The 20,553-nt window shown below is 63.0% G+C and carries 17 protein-coding genes; 14 read left to right on the forward strand and 3 right to left on the reverse strand.

Translation table 11 applies throughout. The features are described from left to right. The first annotated feature begins 28 nt into the window (after positions 1–28). From NFH98_RS09925 to NFH98_RS09940, 4 genes are all read left to right on the forward strand, one after another. The gene (locus tag NFH98_RS09925; RefSeq protein ID WP_349622619.1) at positions 29–4,864 is read left to right on the forward strand and encodes an RHS repeat-associated core domain-containing protein; all 4,836 of its coding nucleotides are present in this window, start codon (positions 29–31) and stop codon (positions 4,862–4,864) included. Next, positions 4,861–5,244 carry a hypothetical protein gene (locus NFH98_RS09930; RefSeq protein ID WP_157033035.1) on the forward strand — a complete coding sequence of 128 codons (384 nt, stop codon included), beginning with the start codon at positions 4,861–4,863 and terminating at the stop codon, positions 5,242–5,244. The genes NFH98_RS09925 and NFH98_RS09930 overlap by 4 nt, the downstream gene beginning before the upstream one ends. A gap of 231 nt (positions 5,245–5,475) precedes the next feature. Further along, positions 5,476–5,718 (forward strand): hypothetical protein, encoded by a 243-nt coding sequence (locus tag NFH98_RS09935; protein WP_108449289.1) that lies wholly within the window; start codon positions 5,476–5,478, stop codon positions 5,716–5,718. Between the two features lie 39 nt (positions 5,719–5,757). Next, the gene (locus NFH98_RS09940) at positions 5,758–6,231 is read left to right on the forward strand and encodes a hypothetical protein (RefSeq protein ID WP_348828086.1); all 474 of its coding nucleotides are present in this window, start codon (positions 5,758–5,760) and stop codon (positions 6,229–6,231) included. Between the two features lie 458 nt (positions 6,232–6,689). Here NFH98_RS09940 and nfuA read toward each other — a convergent pair whose 3' ends face one another. Further along, positions 6,690–7,280, reverse strand: a complete 591-nt coding sequence (gene nfuA, locus NFH98_RS09945; RefSeq protein ID WP_045992189.1) for a Fe-S biogenesis protein NfuA — start codon at positions 7,278–7,280, stop codon at positions 6,690–6,692. A 320-nt stretch (positions 7,281–7,600) separates the two neighbouring features. Between nfuA and metH the strand changes: the two genes are divergently transcribed. The 5 genes from metH (at position 7,601) to NFH98_RS09970 (ending at position 16,439) form a co-directional block, all read left to right on the forward strand. Beyond that, positions 7,601–11,302, forward strand: a complete 3,702-nt coding sequence (gene metH / locus NFH98_RS09950) for a methionine synthase (protein WP_349622620.1) — start codon at positions 7,601–7,603, stop codon at positions 11,300–11,302. Continuing rightward, a complete protein-coding gene (locus NFH98_RS09955; protein ID WP_349622621.1) occupies positions 11,302–12,717 on the forward strand; it encodes an MATE family efflux transporter in 1,416 nt (471 codons plus the stop codon). The genes metH and NFH98_RS09955 overlap by 1 nt, the downstream gene beginning before the upstream one ends. Positions 12,718–12,857: 140 nt before the next feature. Next, positions 12,858–14,510: a nitrite/sulfite reductase gene (locus NFH98_RS09960; RefSeq protein ID WP_349622622.1), complete on the forward strand. Its 1,653-nt coding sequence runs from the start codon at positions 12,858–12,860 to the stop codon at positions 14,508–14,510. Further along, on the forward strand, positions 14,503–15,045 hold the full coding sequence (locus tag NFH98_RS09965; protein ID WP_213227867.1) for a DUF934 domain-containing protein: 543 nt from the start codon (positions 14,503–14,505) through the stop codon (positions 15,043–15,045). Before NFH98_RS09960 ends, NFH98_RS09965 begins: the two co-directional genes overlap by 8 nt. A 404-nt stretch (positions 15,046–15,449) precedes the next feature. Next, positions 15,450–16,439 (forward strand): AraC family transcriptional regulator, encoded by a 990-nt coding sequence (locus tag NFH98_RS09970; protein ID WP_349622623.1) that lies wholly within the window; start codon positions 15,450–15,452, stop codon positions 16,437–16,439. Positions 16,440–16,497: 58 nt separating this feature from the next. Here the strand turns inward: NFH98_RS09970 and NFH98_RS09975 are convergent, their stop codons facing one another. Next, positions 16,498–16,944 (reverse strand): hypothetical protein, encoded by a 447-nt coding sequence (locus NFH98_RS09975; protein ID WP_213227871.1) that lies wholly within the window; start codon positions 16,942–16,944, stop codon positions 16,498–16,500. Between the two features lie 245 nt (positions 16,945–17,189). Further along, positions 17,190–17,807: a DNA endonuclease SmrA gene (smrA, locus tag NFH98_RS09980; protein WP_349622624.1), complete on the reverse strand. Its 618-nt coding sequence runs from the start codon at positions 17,805–17,807 to the stop codon at positions 17,190–17,192. A 169-nt stretch (positions 17,808–17,976) separates the two neighbouring features. On the opposite strand from smrA, the gene NFH98_RS09985 reads away from it, so the two are divergent. The 5 genes from NFH98_RS09985 (at position 17,977) to NFH98_RS10005 (ending at position 20,553) form a co-directional block, all read left to right on the forward strand. Next, positions 17,977–18,408, forward strand: a complete 432-nt coding sequence (locus tag NFH98_RS09985) for a gamma-glutamylcyclotransferase family protein (protein ID WP_349622625.1) — start codon at positions 17,977–17,979, stop codon at positions 18,406–18,408. Between the two features lie 81 nt (positions 18,409–18,489). Continuing rightward, the gene (locus NFH98_RS09990; protein WP_108133412.1) at positions 18,490–18,840 is read left to right on the forward strand and encodes an arsenate reductase family protein; all 351 of its coding nucleotides are present in this window, start codon (positions 18,490–18,492) and stop codon (positions 18,838–18,840) included. Between the two features lie 71 nt (positions 18,841–18,911). Beyond that, entirely contained in the window at positions 18,912–19,532 is a 621-nt protein-coding gene (wrbA, locus tag NFH98_RS09995) for an NAD(P)H:quinone oxidoreductase (protein ID WP_045992200.1), read from the forward strand. Next, on the forward strand, positions 19,529–19,933 hold the full coding sequence (locus NFH98_RS10000; RefSeq protein WP_045992201.1) for a DUF2069 domain-containing protein: 405 nt from the start codon (positions 19,529–19,531) through the stop codon (positions 19,931–19,933). The genes wrbA and NFH98_RS10000 overlap by 4 nt, the downstream gene beginning before the upstream one ends. A gap of 131 nt (positions 19,934–20,064) precedes the next feature. Then, positions 20,065–20,553 carry a c-type cytochrome gene (locus NFH98_RS10005; RefSeq protein WP_045992202.1) on the forward strand — a complete coding sequence of 163 codons (489 nt, stop codon included), beginning with the start codon at positions 20,065–20,067 and terminating at the stop codon, positions 20,551–20,553.

Consider the following 20,553-nt stretch of genomic DNA (forward strand, 5'->3'; position numbering starts at 1 on the left):
TGTGGGGACATAAGGAAGGAAACTTAGCATGGCCGCGAGAACAAGCTGGGGCAACCACGTCATTCCAGGTTTGGACCACGATCCTCTGAAAGAGGCACTCAACCATCGCCGGGTGATCACCGCCGAGCCCTACAGCGAAGGCGAGACCCCGGAAGCCGTGATCATGATGGACGTGGAGGAGGGATCCGTCACGGTACTCGACGTGGTCGTCCAGGCCGCCTACATGCTGCCGGTAGTCGGTAACGTCATGGCCATCGGCGACGTCGCCCGCGACGTGGTTGACCTCGATGGCAACGACGCAGACGGCACGCCGAACTACCAGAACGTCTGGCTCTGGGCGGTGCTGGTGATCGACGCCATCGGTCTGGTGCCCGCCTTTGGCAACGCCTCCCGACCTGCACGTGCGGGGATCCGCGAAGTCATACAGGCGTTTGCCCGCGGTGAAGGCGTCGACATCGCCGCTCAGATTCTGGTCAACCAGGCCAGCGGTGCGGCGATGGATTTTCTGGCAGAACTCGAATCCAAGCTCGAGGAACAGAAACCGAAGCTGTTGCGCGAAATTGACACCATCGTCGGCAAACTCGCCGAGTTCATCAACAACCCGGTCGATGCCGCCACACAGCTCAAACTGATCGACGAGAACCCCGAGTGGTGGAACCTTCTCGAGAAAGGCAAGCGTGTCGTATTCATTGCCTTTGACCGCCTGCTCGAGGCCTTTGGTGACGACCGTCAGCGCCTCATCGCCTTCCTCGGCCAGCTCGGCGGGATGGCCAGGTCCATGGTCAACGCCGGGTTCGAGCGCCTGTTGCCGATGATACGCGACCTGGCCCAGGCGACTCGCCGCCGGTCGTCGCAAAGTAGGGGCGTCAATCACCAGGGCACCGCCGTCACCGGGCAACATACGGTCCACTACCTGTCGGCAGACAATCGCCAGACCACCCGCCACGAAGCCGAGCCAAGCGCCACTCCGGCCGGCTGCGTGTGCTCGCTGCATCGCCCCACCCCCACCAGTCCCAACCCCGTGGACTATGTGATGGGTGACGAGAACCTGTGGCACACCGACTTCAGCGTACCGGGGCTGATCGACGTCGAGTGGACCCGCTACTACCGCTCCAGCATCGACGAACTCGATGACAGCGAGCTGGGCGCCCGCTGGAGCAGCCCGTTCCATACCCGCTTCGAGGCCCTGGGCGAGCAGTTGACCTTTATCGACAGCCTGAACCGCGCCCTGCCCATCGAGCCCATCGAGGTGGGCGGCAGCCGCTTCCTCCCGCGTGAAAGCGTGACCCTGGAACACCCCGACAGCGAGCACTACCGGCTTCACTACCTCGACGGCAGTCAGGAGCTCTACCGCCGCATCGGCAAGTCCGGGCCGGGCGAGCGCGTCCATTTCCGCCTGGTCGAGCAGCGCGAGCGCGACGGCCGCGCCCTGCACCTGAGCTATCGCCAGGGCCGACTGGACCGGCTGACCGACGGCGCCGCCCTGCTGCTGCGCTTTCACTACAGCAGCGCGGGGCTGCTGGCCAAGGTGGTGCGCCACTATCCCGGGGCGGACGTCACCAAACACAATGACGAAGCCGCCGAGGCGCACGAGCCCGAGGTGCTGGTCCGCTACCAGCACAGCGCCGACGGTGATCTGATCGAAAGTCGTGATATGCGCGGCTACACCCGCGAGTACCAGTACCAGCACCATCTGGTCACCCGCTACACCCACCGCAGTGGCCTGGCGGTGGAGCTCGAGTGGGACTGGCCGGGCAAGGCCGAGGGCGCCCTGCCCGCCGCTCACGATGCGCGCTGCGTACGCAACCGCCTGGAAGACGGCAGCGAAGACACCCGCTTCGAGTACCATCGCGGCCTGTGGTACACCCGCGTCACCGACGCCGACGGCGTGGTGACCTTCTACCGCTACAACTATCACAACCAGATCGAGTCGATCACTCACCCCTTCCACCCGGCGCTGGGCAGCGAGCACTGGCGCTGGGACGAGCACGGCCGGCTGATCCGCCATATCGACGGCGAAGGACGCACCACCCACTATCGCTATGACGACCAGGGTCGGCTGATCGAGACGGTCGATCCCCAGGGCCTGAGCACCCGCATCGACTACGACGACAAGGGCCTGCCGGTGCGCGTCACCGAGCCTGACGGACGCGAACGCTCGCTGCGCTTCGATGAACGCGGGCTGCCGCTGCAAGAAATCGCCCCGAGCGGGCGTGTCACCACCTTCAGTCACAACGCGCGCGGCCTGCTCACGGCGATGACCGACGCCGCCGGCAACACCTACCAGTACCGCTGGAACGACCAGGGTCGGCTGACCAGTGCCAGCGACTGTTCACGCAAGACCACCCAGTTTCGCTACGACCACCGCGGCTGGCTGATCGAGCGCCGTGACGCCGCCGGGCATCGCACCCATTACACCCGTGACGCCACCGGCCTGCTGTTGAGCGTCGAGCACCCCGACGGCGCCATCGAGCACTTCTCCCACGACGGCGAAGGCCGGCTGACCCAGTATCTCGATCCCACCGGGCAGCGCACCCGCTATCGCTACAATGGCAAGGGCCAGCCGATCGAGCGCCGCGACCCCATGGGCCAGCGTTTCGCCTACCACTACGACCGCCTGCTGCGGCTGTCGGCGCTGACCAACCAGAACGGCGACCGCTGGCAGTTCCGCTATGACGGCGGTGGACGACTGATCGAGGACACCGGCTTCGACGGGCGCACCCGCCACTACCGCTACGACGATGGCGGCGCCCTGATCGAGCGTCGCGAAGGCGAGCTGGTCACCACCTTCACCCGCGACGCCATGGGCCGGGTGCTGGAGCGCGAGAGCCAGCGACCGGGCCAGCCCGCGCTGACCACCCGCTACGGCTACGACCCGCTGGGACGCCTGACCCGCGCGGCCAGCCGCCACAGCGAGACGCGCTTTCACTTCGACACCGCCGACAACCTGATCGCCGAGGTGCAGCGTCATCAGCTGCCCAACGGCGGTGACTACTCCAGCGTCACCCGCCACACCCACGACGCCCTGGGCAACCGCGAGACCACCACCCTGCCCGACGGCCAGACCCTGGCCTGGCTGCGCTATGGCTCCGGCCATGTCCACGCCATGACCCTGGACCAGCGCGAGCTGATGGCCTTCGAGCGCGACGACCTGCATCGCGAGGTGCGCCGCCACCAGGGCAGCCGCGAGGTCGAGTCACGCTTCGACCCGCTGGGACGCCTGATCGAGCAGCACATTCGCACCCTCGAAGCATCCGTCGAGGACCGCCCCCGACACCCCACCGTCAGGCGCCAGTGGCACTACAGTGCCAACGGCCTGCTCAGCCAGGTGGACGACAACCTGCGTGGCACCACCCGCTACGGCTACGACCCGTTGGGCCGGCTGCGCCAGGCAAGCGCCCCAGGGCTTGAGGAAGTGTTCGCCTTCGACCCGGCCGGCAATCTGGTCGATCCCGTGCCGCCAGAACGAACCAGCGAAAACGGCAGCAACACCCTGCCCTCCGACGCCACCCGCTGGCGACGCGAGCGCCCCCGTGATCACCTCGACCACGGATCCGAGGAGCGCATTCGCCTCGACTACCCAGGCGCACCGGCCAGCCTGTCGCCGGCCATGGGCAACTTGCTCAAGCGCTACGCCGGCACCCACTACCACTACGACGCCAGCGGCAACCTGACCCGACGCATCGCCCCCAGCGGCGAGACCTGGCACTACCAGTACGACCCCGAACACCGGCTGATCGAGGCCTGCCACTACCCCCATGCCCCCGCCGCAGGCGATGACATTGTGCCGCGCATGCGTGCCCGCTACGCCTACGACGGCCTCGGCCGACGGGTGTGGAAAGAGGTGAACCGACTAGGCCAGCCCAGTGAGCTGACGGTGTTCAACTGGGACGGTGACCTGCTGCAAAGCGAAGAGCGTTTTGTCGGAGGCCTGCCGCCGCTGTTTCGCCCCGAACGCCTGGAACTGGCCCGCGAGAACCCCGAACGGCCTCACTCGCTACCGATCGCCCAGCGCTGCCATCGGCTCGAGTACCCCGGCCTCACCCCCGAACGGCGGGTGGTCTACCTGTTCGAACCCGACAGCTTCGTGCCTGCCGCCAAGCTCGAAAACCGCTTCGAGGCCCTCCACACTCGCAGCGGCACCGGGGCGGTGCTCTACACCGAACACCAGCCAACCGAGCCGACGCTCTACAGCATCCACACCGACCACCTCGGCACCCCGATGGAGCTGGCAGAATGCGACGGCAAGCTCGCCTGGGTCGGCCACTACCGCGCCTGGGGCGAGCTCACCAAGGCCAGTGACGGCCACGGCAACCCCAGCACCACCGACAATCCGCTGCGCTTCCAGGGTCAGTACCTGGATGAAGAAACCGGGCTGCACTACAACCGCCATCGGTACTATGATCCAGAGACGGGACGCTTCACCACCCAGGACCCGATAGGACTGGCCGGCGGCGAAAACCTGTACATGTACGCCCCCAATCCGACAGGATGGGTGGATCCGCTGGGGTTGAGTAGGGACAATGGGTGTAACTGTCCTGATTCGGGGGTTCCTCGGCGGGGTTACCACAATGAGACCTACAGTAATAAACCTGTCAAACCAGAGGACGCAACAGACCGATGGGACGAATTTTTGGGTCCGGGACCTCACACTGATATTCATCCTCGAACGGGTGCTCCCGACCGCGATAGAATCGTATCTTCAGATGGTGCTCGCAGTATCCGTTACGGTTCCCATGAAATGAATAGTTCCTCCACCAAACATCATTATCACGAAGAAATCTGGTCGCTGGATACAGAAAACAATGTTATGAATGTAGATAACACTGTTATTAGGGTTCCACAGAGAAAGACATCGCGATGAATGTAAAAATCGAAGAGATCAAAGTACTCAATAAAAATACTTTTGTTAACTTTGCCAGCCCCTTAGGAAGAGGGAAGGCTATATGGCTGGGAAATATGCCAATAAAAAACGAGAATTATGATGTTGAGATAGATATTGACGAGAAACTCTGGTGGGGATCAACAATACTTGGTGCAAACTCAAAACAACCAAAAATAAAGGAAGGAAAAGATAGTATTGAGCTAACTGGGGAGGTGGTAGCAATTGAAGAAGATGGACTATTAATTGTATCTATTGGGGGAAGTCTAATATTTGTGGAAACAGATTTAGAAAAAAACCCACAAAAACCGTTCGTGACAATGAGAACACATCATTTAACTATGCATGACAGCAATTATTAATTGCAATGTCTCGTATATTATCAAACGGCCAACAAACCCCATCTTCTGCAACTAAATAGGGCTCTTCGTAGCTGGATGTGGAATGCAACCGGGAAAATATCGAGAGCTCATAACCCCCCCCTACCGACTAACGCACCCGCTATTGGCTCTATCTAACGACAGGCGGCAAGGGCCAGCCGCCACAGCGAGACGCGCTTTCACTTCGACACCGCCGACAACCTGATCGCCGAGGTGCAGCGTCATCAGCTGCCCAACGGCGGTGACTACTCCAGCGTCACCCGCCACACCCACGACGCCCTGGGCAACCGCGAGACCACCACCCTGCCCGACGGCCAGACCCAGGCCTGGCTGCGCTATGGCTCCGGCCATGTCCACGCCATGACCCTGGACCAGCGCCAGCTGATGGCCTTCGAGCGCGACGACCTGCATCGCGAAGTGCGCCGTCACCAGGGCAGCTCGGCATGGTGCGGTTGATGCATTCAGGCATACAGTACCTACCACAAAAGGAATCCTATGAATAATAACGATGAATTTCATCAGACAGTGTCCGTAATTATTGACTTACCTAGGGTGTACTCCCCTGGTGAGTCAAACAGAATCCTTAAGACCGCCGGAGCAAACTTAAATTATGACACTTATAGTTTTTATCGGAAAGAGAAAGCCCCTGCGTGGCAATCTGAAACAATCATACAGCTAAAGCTTTTTCTTTCCGGAAAACTTGTGGACGCACAAGATCCGATCGACAAAATTGAACTTGAATACCCGCTGGCAACATTAGACTCTAAATATATAGGACAATTTGGTGCTCTAGTCGATGAAATCTCCAACATATTTGGTGGTGCTTTAACTTTGTGTGGGAATAAAGTTTCTGGAAAAGATGTAATAGCACATTGCGACAAATTATCTTCAGAGCTAATGGAGTCATGGGGAGAAGAACCTGGAAGCAAACATCTTAGAATAATGATTGAATCCATGTATTCAGGGTAAGTGGCTTTCTCAAACTCTTGGATGCAGAAAACATCCGGCTCTTCGACGCTGGATGTGGAGTTCGCCATATAAAGTTTCGGGAGGTCACGCCCCTACCAACCAGCACTATCGACTCTTCACAACGACAAGCGGCAAGGGCGAGCCGACCGAACGCCGTGCCCCCATGGTCCAGCTCTTATTATTTATATTCGAGCTACCACTACGACTGCCTGCTGCGGCTCTCGGCGCTAACCAACCAGAACAGCGACCGCCGGCAGTTCCGCTATGACTTCGGTGGAGGGCTGATCGCAGACACCGGCTCGACAGGGGGGGTGCCTGTCGCTCCCCAACCAGTCTCGCGCGCCCCTACCCCTAATGGTTTACCCAAACACCACAACGCCGCTCCATGGAGCGGCGTTGTTGATTCACCTTTGATCCTGAGGGCGGAACCTCAGTGCGCCAGTCGGCGCGGTTGAACGTCAACGGTAGTAGGCGTTGGTGGTGTCGGTGTGGTCGGTGACGTCGCGGATGCCGGCAAGTTCCGGGATGCGCTCCATCAGCGTCTTCTCGACGCCTTCCTTGAGGGTCAGGTCCACCGCGGCGCAGCCCTGACAGCCGCCGCCGAAGGCCAGCACCGCCACCTGGTCGTCGGTCAGCTGCATCAGCTTGATCTCGCCACCGTGGGCCGCCAGGCCCGGGTTGATCTCGCTGTAGAGGATGTAGTTGATGCGATCCTCGAGCGGGCTGTCGGCGTTGACCTTGGGCATCTTGGCGTTGGGCGCCTTGATGGTCAGCTGGCCGCCCATGCGGTCGGCGTTGAAGTCGACCACCGCCTCTTCCAGGAACGGAATGCTGTTGGCGTCGAGATAGACGGCGATCTTGGAAAGCTCCAGGCGCTCGTCGCTGGGCTCTTCCTCGCCCGGCCGGCAGTACGCCAGGCAGGTCTCGGCGTAGGGCGTGCCCGGCTGGGTGATGAAGATCCGCACCGCGATACCTTCGACGTTCTGCTTCTCGAGCAGCTCCGCCAGGTAGTCCTGTGCGCTGTCGGTGATCTGGATATTCTCGCTCATGGGTCTCTCGCTAGTTCGCCCCGCCTGACAGCGGGCGCTGTGGCCCCGCGGGTTTGGTCAGGACCATGGTAAGCGACACCTGCGTCAGACTCAATCCCGAGTATTTTACTCGGATTTTGGTTTCCGCCTGCGCAGGTACGCTGCCCCTGCCGCCAGGCCCGGTGCTTTGGTACCATATGGCCCCTTCGACCGACTCCCGAGACATCGCCGTGTATTCCGGCATGCACATGGGGGTCCTGCCGCGTGGACACAAGCGCTGGCCCATAAAAATTTTATCGTTCGTCGACCTGACAAGCGTCTAGCTGGAGACACACCCGCCCATGGCCGTAGCAGCACCGACCCCTCAGACAGCCCGCCTCATCGATAGCCTGAAAGACCGCATTCTGATGCTGGATGGCGGCATGGGCACGATGTTGCAGAATGCGGCCTTGAGCGAGGAAGACTTCCGCGGCGAGCGCTTCAAGGACTGGCCGTCGGACCTCAAGGGCAACAACGATCTGCTGGCTCTGACCTGCCCGGACCTGGTGGCGCGCATCCATCGCGACTATCTGCTGGCCGGTGCCGACATCCTCGAGACCAATACCTTCAACTCGACCCGCCTGTCCCAGTCGGACTACGGCATGGAGGAGCTGGTCCCGGAGCTCAATCGCGAAGCCGCTCGGCTGGCCCGCCAGGTGTGCGACGACGTCGGCGAAGAGACCGGGGTGCCCCGCTACGTGGCCGGGGTGCTTGGCCCTACCTCGCGCACCGCCTCGCTGTCGCCGGACGTCAATGACCCGGCCAAGCGCAACGTGACCTTCGATGCCCTGCGTGACAACTACCGCGAGGCAGCCCTGGCACTGATCGAAGGCGGCTCCGATCTGATCATGATCGAGACCATCTTCGACACCCTGAACGCCAAGGCGGCGATCTACGCCCTCGAAGAGATCTTCGACGAGACCGGCGAGCGCCTGCCGGTAATGATCTCGGGCACCATTACCGACGCCTCCGGGCGCACCCTGTCGGGCCAGACCACCGAGGCCTTCTGGAATTCGGTGCGCCACGCCCAGCCGCTGACCGTGGGCCTCAACTGTGCCCTCGGCGCAGAGGAGCTGCGCCCCTACGTCGAGGAGCTGTCGACCAAGGCCGACACCTTCGTCTCGGCTCACCCCAACGCGGGCCTGCCCAACGAGTTCGGCGAGTACGACCAGACCCCCGAGGAGATGGCCGAGATCGTCGCCGAATTCGCGCGCAGTGGCCTGGTCAACATCATCGGTGGCTGCTGTGGCTCCACACCCGAGCATATCGCCGCCATCCACCGCGCGATCAAGGATCTGCCCCCGCGCCAGATTCCGGACCGCAGCAGAGCCTGCCGTCTGTCCGGCCTTGAGCCGTTCAACATCGAGCATGATTCGCTGTTCGTCAACGTCGGTGAGCGTACCAACGTCACAGGCTCTGCTCGCTTCAAGCGACTGATCAAGGAAGAGGACTACACCACCGCCCTGGAGGTGGCGCTCGAGCAGGTCGAGAACGGCGCCCAGGTGATCGACATCAACATGGACGAGGGGATGCTCGAGTCCCAGGAAGCCATGGTGCGCTTTCTCAATCTGATCGCCGGTGAGCCGGACATCGCTCGGGTGCCGATCATGGTCGACTCCTCCAAGTGGGAGATCATCGAGGCCGGCCTCAAGTGCATCCAGGGCAAGGCGGTGGTCAACTCGATCTCGCTCAAGGAAGGCGAAGAGGCCTTCCGCCACCAGGCCACCGAGTGCCGCCGTCATGGCGCCGCCGTGGTGGTGATGGCCTTCGACGAGTCCGGCCAGGCGGACACCTTCGCGCGCAAGACCGAAATCTGCCAGCGCGCCTACCGGGTGCTGGTGGACGACATCGGCTTCCCCGCAGAAGACATCATCTTCGACCCCAACATCTTTGCCATCGCCACCGGCATCGACGAACACAACAACTACGCGGTGGACTTCATCGAGGCTACCCGCTGGATTCGCGAACACCTGCCCCACGCCATGGTGTCGGGCGGCGTTTCCAACGTGTCCTTCTCGTTTCGCGGCAACAATCCGGTGCGCGAGGCGATCCACTCGGTATTTCTCTACCACGCGATTCGCGCAGGGCTCACCATGGGCATCGTCAACGCCGGCCAGCTGGCGGTCTATGACGACCTGCCGGAAGAGCTGCGCGAAGCCGTCGAGGATGTGGTGCTCAATCGCCGTGATGACAGCACCGAGCGGCTGCTCGATATCGCCGACAAGTACAAGGGCGACGGCTCCGGCGGTGAGAAGAAGGAGGACCTCGAGTGGCGTAGCTGGGAGGTCGAGAAGCGCATCGAGCATGCTCTGGTCAAGGGCATCACCGCCTACATCGAGGATGACACCGAACTGGCCCGCCAGCGCGCGACCCGCCCCATCGAGGTGATCGAGGGGCCGCTGATGGACGGCATGAACGTGGTCGGCGATCTGTTCGGTGCCGGCAAGATGTTCCTGCCCCAGGTGGTCAAGTCGGCACGGGTGATGAAGCAGGCGGTGGCCTACCTGATCCCCTACATCGAGGCGGAAAAGAGCGAAGACACCCAGGCCAAGGGCAAGATCGTCATGGCCACGGTCAAGGGCGACGTCCACGACATCGGCAAGAACATCGTCGGCGTGGTGCTCCAGTGCAACAACTACGAGGTGATCGACCTCGGCGTGATGGTGCCCGCCGACAAGATCCTCAAGACCGCCCGGGAAGAGAACGCCGACATCATCGGCCTGTCGGGACTGATCACCCCCTCGCTTGACGAGATGGTCCACGTGGCCAAGGAGATGCAGCGCCAGGGCTTCGAGCTGCCGCTGCTGATCGGCGGCGCCACCACCTCCAAGGCGCATACCGCGGTCAAGATCGAACCCCAGTACGAGCAGCCGGTGATCTATGTGACCGACGCCTCACGTGCCGTGGGCGTGGCCGGCAAGCTGCTGTCACCGGGGCTGAAAGAGGCCTACGTCAACGAGATCAAGGAAGAGTACGTCAAGGTCCGCGAGCGCAATGCCAAGCGCCGCCCCAAGGCCGCCGACCTGTCCTACGCCGATGCCCGGGCGCGCAAGCCGGCGCTGGACTGGCAGGGGTATACCCCGCCGGCGCCGACCTTTACCGGTCTCAAGGTGTTCGAGGACTACGACCTCAACGAACTGGTCGATCGTATCGACTGGACGCCCTTCTTCATGAGCTGGGAGCTGGTCGGCAAGTATCCGAAGATCCTCGACGACAAGGTGGTCGGCGAAGCCGCACGCCAACTGTTCGACGAGGCCCAGGTGATGCTGCGCAAGTTGATCGACGAACGCCTGATCCAGGCGCGCGGGGTCATCGGCCTGTGGCCCGCCAACAGCGTCGATGACGACGTCATCGAAGTCTATTCAGACGAGACCCGTGGCGAGGTGATCGAGCGTCTGCACCATATTCGCCAGCAGACCACCAAGAACCGAGAGGGAGTCTGCTACAGCCTGGCCGACTTCATCGCCCCGAAGGACAGCGGCAAGCCGGACTGGATCGGTGGCTTCGCGGTCACCGCCGGTCACGGCGTCGAGGAGCTGTCTGCGGCCTACAAGGCCAAGGGCGACGACTACAACGCCATCATGGTGCAGGCGCTGGCCGATCGCCTGGCCGAGGCCTTTGCCGAACTGATCCATGAGCGGGTGCGCAAGGAGTTCTGGGCCTACGTACCCGAGGAACAGCTCGACAACGAGGCGTTGATTGCCGAGAAGTACCAGGGCATCCGCCCTGCCCCCGGCTACCCCGCCTGCCCTGACCACACCGAGAAGGCGACGCTGTTCCGCATGCTCGACGCCGAGGCCAGCACCGGACTCGAACTGACCGAGAGCTTTGCCATGTGGCCGGCGGCGGCGGTATCCGGCTGGTACTTCTCCCACCCGCAGTCGAAGTACTTTGCCACCGGCAAGATCACCCGGGATCAGGTCGAGGCCCTGGCCAGCCGCAAGGGCATGGAGCTGGACGTCATGGAACGCTGGCTGTCGCCGGTACTGTCCTACGACGCCTGATGCGTTCCCTGCAACAACAGGCCCTGCTGCCCGACCTGACGCGCTGGCGTCTGATCCTGCGCCTGGCGCTGCCGATCATGGCCGGCATGTTGAGCCAGAGCCTGATGAACCTGGTCGATGCCGCCCTGGTGGGCCGGCTCGGCGAGACCGAGCTGGCCGCCGCCGGCATCGGCGGCTACGCCATGTTCATGGTCACCGCCTGCCTGTTCGGGCTGTCGTCGGGGGTTCAGGCCCAGGTAGCGCGGCGCCATGGCGAACGCCATCAGACGCCCGTTGCCTCGGCGGCCGCCGATCTTGGCGTTGAGCTGCGCCACGATCCACGCGGGGAGCCGCTGGCGGCGGGACTTACCCTGGCCGTCATGATCGGCCTGCCGTTGATGGTCCTGTGTCTGTGGCAGGCCGGTCCGATCATGGCCTGGCTCAACGACGATCCGCTGGTGACGTCGATGGCGGTGGACTACTTTCGCTGGCGTCTGATCGCGCTGCTGCCGGTGGCGATGATCTTCTGCTACCGAGGCTACTGGAACGGCATCCAGCAGACCGGCCTGTACCTGCGGATCATGCTGGTAATGCATCTGGTCAACCTGCTGGCCAGCATCGGCCTGATCTTCGGCTACTGGGGCCTGCCCGCCATGGGCGTCAGCGGTGCCGGGCTCGGCAGCAGCTTGTCGCTGTTTGCCGGTGTCGCCATCTGGGCCTGGTTGAGCCATACGCCTGGCCATCGCGGCACTCGTCACAGGCCGTGTCATTCGCCTTGGCGACTCGGCGGCAGCACCATGGCCACCACCCTGAAGCTGGCCACGCCGCACTCCTTTCAGCAGCTCTGGTTCGCCGCCGGCTACGCCGTGCTGTTCTGGATCCTCGGCCAGGTCGACACCGCCAGCGTGGCGGTTGGCCATGTGCTGGTCAACTTATCGCTGTTGCTGATTCTGCCTGGCGTGGGCCTCGGCATGGCAGCGATGAGCCTGGTCGGCGAGGCGCTGGGGCGCGAGTCGCCGGAAAGAGCCCACCGCTGGGGCTGGGAGGTGGTGCACATGGCCTGGTTGCTGCTCGCTGCCCTGTCCCTGCCCATGGCGTTGATGCCGGAAGCCGTGCTGGGCCTGTTTCTGCATGACCCCGAACTGATCGCCCTGGGCGTCGATCCGCTGCGCCTGACCGCGCTGATGATCGTGCTCGACGCCGCCGCCCTGGTGTTCACCCAGGCATTGCTCGGCGCCGGCGCCAACCGTACGGTGATGCAACTGACCTTGACCGGTCAGTGGCTGGTCTTCCTGCCGCTGGCCTGGTGGTTCGGCGTGCATGAAGGCTTCGGCCTGGCCGGCATCTGGTGGTGTCAGCTAGGCTACCGCGCGCTCAACTCGCTGTGCTTTGCGGTGATCTGGCAACGCCGCCGCTGGCAGAGTCTGAAGGTGTAGCGCCCCGCACGACGCCTATCAACACCTTTTAATTACCTTTTGCACCCAAACTATGACTATTTATTCTTTTATAGCATAATGGCGTGCAGGTAGAGTAACCCGCAACGTCCCGTCATTCCCTGGCTGCAGGAACGCGCTGAATGTATCGCTACGACAACCATGATCAGACCCTGGTCGACGAACGCGTCGCACAGTTCCGCGACCAGATGCGTCGCTACCTCGAAGGCAAGATCAGCGAGGAAGAATTCCTCCCGATCCGGGTGCAGAACGGTCTGTACGTACAGCGTTACGCGCCCATGCTTCGCATCGCCATCCCCTATGGCATGCTGGCCTCCTACCAGCTGCGCAAGCTCGGTGAGCTGGCCGCCCGCTATGACCGCGGCTACGGCCACTTCACCACCCGTACCAATCTTCAGTTGAACTGGCCGAAGCTCGAGGACGTGCCCGAAATGCTGGCACAGCTCGCCAGCGTGCAGATGCACTCGATCCAGACCAGCGGCAACGATATCCGCAACACCACCACCGACCAGTTCGCCGGCATCGCCGCCGATGAAGAAGTGGATCCGCGTCCCTGGTGTGAGCTGATTCGTCAGTGGTCGACCTTCCACCCGGAGTTCTACTACCTGCCGCGCAAGTTCAAGATCGCCGTGACCGGCGCCGCCGAGGATCGTGCCGCCATTCAGGTCCACGACATCGGTCTGCGTCTGTGGCGCAACGACGCCGGCGACGTCCGCGTAAAGGTGCTGGTCGGTGGCGGTCTCGGCCGTACTCCGATGATCGGCGAGACCATCTGCGAGGACCTGCCCTGGCAGCATCTGCTGACCTACCTCGAGGCAGTGTTGCGGGTCTACAACCAGTTCGGTCGCCGCGACAACAAGTTCAAGGCGCGCATCAAGATCCTAACCAAGGCACTCGGCATCGACGAGATGCGGCGGCGCGTCGAGGAAGAATGGGCCCACCTCAAGGACGGCGCCCAGACCCTCAATCAGCAGGCCATCGACGACATGGCGGTGCACTTCGTCGATCCGCCCCGTCGCAAGGTGGATGACGCCGCCATCGAGGCCTTCGAGGCGTTGCGTCGTGACAACCGGGCCTTCGCTCGCTTCGTCACCAACAACGTCACCGACCACAAGGTACCGGGCTACAAGGCCGTTACCCTGTCGCTCAAGCGCAGCGGTCATTCACCGGGTGACGTTACCTCCGAACAGATGGCTCAGATCGCCGACCTGGCCGACGAGTACAGCTTCGGCGAGCTGCGGGTGACCCACGAGCAGAATCTGGTGCTGTCCGACGTGGCCGTCGACCGTATCGAGGAACTGTGGCACAAGCTCGAGGAGCTGCGCCTGGCCAACCCCACCGTGGGCACCCTGGCGGACCTGATCTGCTGCCCCGGCGGCGACTACTGCGCCCTGGCCAACGCCAAGTCCATTCCGGTGGCCCAGGCGATCCAGGAGCGCTTCGACAGCCTCGACTTCCTCTACGACCTTGGCCCGCTGGATCTCAACATTTCCGGCTGCATGAACGCCTGCGGTCATCACCACGTCGGCCACATCGGCATTCTCGGCGTGGACAAGAAAGGCGAGGAGTATTACCAGATCTCCCTCGGCGGCAGTCAGGGCAACGAATCCTCGCTGGGCAAGATCCTCGGCCCCTCCTTCTTCCGCGAAGATGTGCCGGAGGTCATCGACAAGGTGCTGCAGGTGTATGTTGGCGCCCGCGAAGCCGACGAAACCTTCATCGACACCTATCGCCGCATCGGTCTGAAACCCTTCAAGGAGCACGTTTATGCCTGAGCAGACGCCGCAACGCCCGCTGATCAAGGAACGCCGCCTGGTGGAAGACGCCTGGGTGCTCCAGTCTGACGTCGATGACGAGGGTGCAACCCCCGTTAACCCCATGACCATCGTCCGCCTGGACGTCTGGCTGGCCGCCGAGCGTCGCGACGACCTGGCGCCCTGGCTGCCCAGCGACACCCAGCTCGATGAGGACACCGTCGCCGCACTCAGAGACGCGCCGCTGATCGCCATCGACTTTCCCAAGTTTACCGACGGCCGCGGCTATTCGCTGGCCCGGGTACTCAGGGAGCGTCACGGTTTCAAGGGCGAGATCCGTGCCGTGGGCGACGTGCTGATCGACCAGTTGTCCTATATGGCGCGCTGTGGTTTCGACGCCTTTTCGCTGCGCGAAGACCAGGTCGTGGAAGACGCCCTGGCTTCGCTCACGGTGTTCTCGCGCCACTACCAGGTGTCCGTCGACAACCCGGAGCCGATGTTCCTGCGCCGTCAGCGCGAGGCGCGTGAACGCCAGCGGGAAACTGCCGTCGCCTGACCCTATCCGGGTTGGACAGCTTGCCTGGTTCGACCGACCTCCTGCCAGGCAAGCAGGAAGCATCACCATCAACAATGCCGCGATCTCCGGCGCCATCGCCCCAGTGGTGACAGGCTGGCGCCAGCAGGAATCGCGGCATTGTCGTGTCTGGTGGGAGGGGCACCAGCAGATGGGATATCGATGTGCCGCGCTTTATACCCGTTCATGCCCATCCATGCTTATTCATGCACAATATGTAAGCCATAGATCCTGAAAGACGAGCCAATCTCATCTTTTTCTCAGGCATTGGAGGTAGCTCGCCACTGGCCGCCGAACCAGTTGGCGTAGTGATCTATGCTGAACAAGCGCTGCTCGAACGCGCAACAGATGATGATCACGCACCCCAGACCTTGTTCAGGCTCCTTATGTCCAGCGAAGCGCCATCCCCCCTGGCGGCCTTTCAGCGTCACTCGACGATGGTGGTTGCACCAGAGTTACGCTTTGACTACTGGCGCAGTCTGCATCCCTCCATAGCGCTCGACCTTCCCCAGGGCCGCCATGCCGGCGACTATCGTGCCAACCTGATCAACGCTTCAAGCACCGAGGGCACGGTCCTTGGCTGGTGCACCAACGATGACACCAGCGCCCACTTCGCCCAGGACAATAGCGACTTTGTGCTGGTCAGCCTGACGCTCGCGGGGGAAGCACGCCTACAGCAAGCCGACGGCCAGCGACATCGTGTCACCAGCCAGAGTGGTCTGGTGGTGCTGGATAGCCTCCAGCCCCTGTCCAGCCTCGCCATGCAGCACTCGATGCTGTACCTGATGATTCCCCGACCCCAGGTCAAGGCCAGGGCGCCTGATGCGCTGACGCGGGCCGAGTCGAGCCCTTTCTCCCTGCCCGACAACGCCATGACCCGGTTGCTCACGACCCATCTGCTTGGCGTCATCAAGGAGCAAGAGGCCCTCGCCGGCGAGGACTTGGCCTGCGCACTGGATACCGCTCGCGACATGAGCCTGGTAGCGCTGGCGCAGTTGAAAGGGCCGCTGTCGCTCGAGTGGGAGGCGACCCAGCGCCAAAGCCTGCTGAAGGCCGCCTGCCGCTATATCGAACTGCATGCCAGTGAACCGGGCCTGGACGTCGCTCGCATCGCTCACGCTCTTGGCTGCTCCCGTGCCGGGCTCTACCGCGCCTTTGCGGCCCATCCAGAGAGCGTGGCCGAGACCCTCAGGCGAACCCGGCTGGAACAGGCAAGGGCCAGGCTCAAGACTCGCCAACCGCCCAGCATCGATCAGCTTTCGTACCACTGTGGCTACCTGAACGCCGCCAGCTTCACCCGTGCCTTCAAGCGTCAATACGGTGCCAGCCCCCAGGACTGGCACCGAGAGTGGTGCGAGCGTCAGTTGCTGCTCTGATGTCTGGCGACATCAATGTCCGTGTCTGGCGTCACCCCCACCCGATGCCAGAGGTCGACTAGCCAAGCTCTTCGAGCAGATGGGCCCGGGCATCCTCCAGAGGCTCGATGACGTGAAGCGTGTAGAAAGACAGCAGCAAGGCCCGCTCTTGCTCGTCAAGCGGTCGAGAGCTCCCCTGGTCGCCCAGCGCCAGCCGCTGCTGACACCTTGTCGCCGTTTCACTCGCCTGCTCGACAAGTGCCATGGCGCGATCACGCAGATGATCCAGCTTTTGCTGGTCATGGTCGGTGAATACCGGGCCGAAGTCCTGAATCCGCCGGTTCGCCCGGTCTAGCCGGCGCAGCAATGGCATCAGCTCATCACAGTGCCAGTAGCGGTGCCCCAAGGTAGGTATCGAGTGATGCTTGAACCACTGCCAGTGATCGTGAAGTTCCGCGATGATCATGTAGCCCCCTGCCAACTGAATGACGTCGTAAGGCCACTGCACCGACAGTGGATGACTCATCAAGTCGCTCCCCACCTTGCCGTGACCCTGCCAGCGCATTGCTTGCCACTATCGCGCTATAGGAACCCTAGTCGCGGCAGCCAGTGCAGACTGTTCCAACTTGATGCCGATTGTCTCGATGGCGTCCTTGGCGAGGCCACGCAAGCGACCCGGCGCCATCTGCAGGATGGCGCCGGGTGGAAAGGAAGTAACAAGAGGATCGATGCAGGAAAGCGGCCGGGAAGCCGCAACAGGCTTCGCCAGGTCTATCCGCGACGCTTCTGCTGGCGTTCACGGTTCGCCGCGCGGGCACGCTCGCTCTTTCTGAGCATCACCCAGGTGGCGCCGAGTCCACCGTCAGCCTCCTGAGCAGACACGAACGCCTGGACCTCGTCGAGGGCGGGTAGCCACTTGGCCAGACAGGAGCGCAGCACATTGGCGGCGCCATCGATCTCGCGGCTGCGTCCATGGACGATCAATACCGAGCGCAGATCGGCCGCGTAGGCGTCGCGGATGAACTGGGGCAGACTCCCCCGGCATTCATGCAACGGGCGCCGCAGCAGGTGAAAACTGGCCTGCACCGGATAGCCGCCCTGCCGCAGGCGCTCGACCACCCCGGTCTGAATGCCATCGCGGCGGTATTCCAGCGGATCGAAGGGAGGCACCAGGTCGACGAAGTCGTCACTGAGACCATCAAGCCCGTCGTCTCCACTCAGGGCATGACGACGCCTGGCCAGCTGTGATTCGGTTGGCGCGCCTCGGCGACGGCCGGCATCGGCACGATTGTTGGCCTGGCGCAGTGGTTGGACGTCCCCCATCATGGCCTTGAAGTCCACATCATCATGGGCACCATCAAAAGACTCGGCGCGGAGAAATTCGCTCATGGGGCACCTCCTCGTCTTGGCGGGAATCTTTATCCTAGCAAGGCCAGGACCGCCGCCGATAGAGGGAAACCTCGGTTCGACAAGCCGGCCGCCTGGTGAGAGGCTAGTCAAGCAAGACACGCCACCTTTCGATTTCCTGCATGCACCGCTCATTTGTCACTGGTCCCCCATGAACACCCTGACGCTCTGGCTTGCCCGCCTGCTCTGTCTTGTTGGCGCACTGATCATCGGCCTTTACGGCTGGTTCTGGTACACCTACCAGAGCCCCTATGGCTATACGTCTCCGGCCGCCATGGAGCAGTCCGCTGACGGCCCCCACCCAGTCTTTGTCTACGGCACCCTGCGCTCGCCCTGGGTGCGCTGGCTGGTGACCGGAGAAAGACTCGAGTCGACGCCCGCACTGCTCCCGGGGTATCGCCGAGAGGGGCTCGACCTGGAGGTCGCTCGTGACGACCAGGTGGCCGGACAGCTACTGGCGGTGGATAGCGAGACCCTGGCCGAACTGGACCGCTACGAGCGTCTGGGCGTGCGCTATGAACGCGTCAGGCTAACCCTCGCTCGCGGCGATGAGGTCTGGGCCTATCGCCTTCTCGAGCAATGACCTGTCTTGGCGGCGCGTCGTTGTGGCCGGTCGCGCCGGCGATCTACAATAGCCGCCGATTCCCACTCGACCGGAGCTGTCATGGCCGCACTCACGCTATTGCATAATCCTCGCTGCTCGAAGTCCCGCGAAGCCCTTGCCCTGCTGGAGCAGGCCGGCGCCGAGGTCCAGGTCCGCCGCTACCTCGACGATCCCCTGGACGGTGAGGAATTGCGTGGCCTGATCGCCCGACTGGACGGCAAGCTCAGTGACCTGGTGCGCGCCAACGAGACCGAATGGAAGAGCCTGGGGGCCGACCGTGAAGATGAATCCCAGGTGGTGGCTGCCATCCTGGCCCATCCTCGAATCCTCCAGCGCCCGATTCTCGACAACGGCGAGCGAGCGGTAATCGGCCGCCCGCCCGAGGCCATCACGTCACTGCTGGAGAGTTGAGGCCAGCCAGCCTCTTCGCCCGTTGCCTCGGGCTTTCGTCAACCCATAGGCTCTTGCCATAAGGAAAGTGCATGTCGGATCTGCCCTACGTTCTGGTCCTCTACTACTCCCGCCAGGGCGCCACCCGGGCTCTGGCCGAGCGCATCGCCGCCGGTGTCGAGTCTGTCGCCGGCGTCGATGCTCGCCTGCGTACCGTGGCTCCGGTGTCGCCGACCTGTGAAGCGGTGGACCCGGAGATCCCCGCCGAAGGCGCTATCTACGCTGACCTCGACGATCTTCGCAACGCCAGTGGCCTGGCGCTCGGCAGCCCCACACGCTTCGGCAACATGGCGGCTCCTCTCAAGCACTTTCTCGACGGCACCAGCGAGCTGTGGCTGTCAGGAGCGCTGATCGACAAGCCCGCCACCGCCTTCACCTCTACCTCGAGCCTGCACGGTGGCCAGGAGACGACGCTGGTGACGATGCTGATGCCGCTGCTCCACCATGGCATGGTCTACGCCGGGCTGCCCTACAGCGAGACGGCCCTGACCCGCACCCAGGGCGGAGGCACCCCCTACGGCGTCAGCCACCTGGCAGGCGTTCGCAGCGATCGCCCACTGGATGAACACGAGCGTGAGCTGGCCTTCGCCCAGGGCGCGCGCCTGGCGCGGCTGACGCTCGCTCTGGCTGACGCCCGCAAGGGGGCCTCATGAGAGCCTGGCTTGAGGGGGTAGAACAGCGCCGCGGGCTTGACCGCCTGACCCGACAGTCGCGCCAGCTGGTGCTGGTCGGCTTTGGCCTGCTGCTGGCAATGATGGTGTACCGCGGTATCGCGGTGGAAGCCGACGGCAATCGTTTCGGCCCGATGATCGCCTTTGTGCTGCCTCTTGTGCTGTTTCTGCCATCCATCCTGACCCGCCGTCCACGGGGCCATGCCTGGCTGGCCTTCGTCAGTCTGCTCTACTTCGCCCAGGGGGTGATGATCGCCACCCTGCCGGGACTCGGTCTGCGTGGCGTGGCAGAGGCACTGGTGGCGCTGGTGCTGTTTACCGGCTGCATGGGCTACGCACGCTTTCGCTCTCGTCAGATGCGACAGCACCAGGGCAATTCATAGCTCTTGTTCAGCCCGACCGTCATGCCCTTCTGGCGGCAGCCGCTCTCCTTGCTATCTTGAGGATGTCGTTGCATTCGCGACGCCATCCTCGACAATGCCCGGCCCATGTCGCCAGGCAAGGAGTAAGGACAATGACCGTGACCCCGTTGCATGCCCTCGTGACCGGACTTGGACTAACGTTGGCCAGCGCCTGTGCACTCGCCGAGGAACTCCCCGATGCCAGCGTCGAGATCGAAGACGCCATCGAATACCGTCAGGACGCGCTGGGCGTGATGGCCTGGCAGATCGGCCCGCTGGGCGCGATGGCCCAGGGCAAGCGCGACTTCGACGCCGAACTGTTTCTCGAGAAGGCGCGTCGCCTCGCCGCCGTGGCGCCGCTACCCTGGGAAGGTTTCGTCAAGGGCTCACTGCAGGGAGACGACCATGGCGTCGAGACCGATGCCCTGGCGGACATCGCCGATGACTACGAAGACTTCGACCAGCGCTACCACACCCTGATCGAGGAAACCGCAAAACTCGCCGAGATGGCCGACGGTGGTGACCAGGACGCGCTGTTCAAGCAGGTGGCCACCGTCGGCAATACCTGCAAGGGGTGTCACGACAACTTCCGCGCCGAGTGA

Origin of the sequence: Halomonas sp. H33-56 (genome assembly GCF_040147035.1) — a bacterium.
Lineage (GTDB): Bacteria > Pseudomonadota > Gammaproteobacteria > Pseudomonadales > Halomonadaceae > Halomonas > Halomonas litopenaei.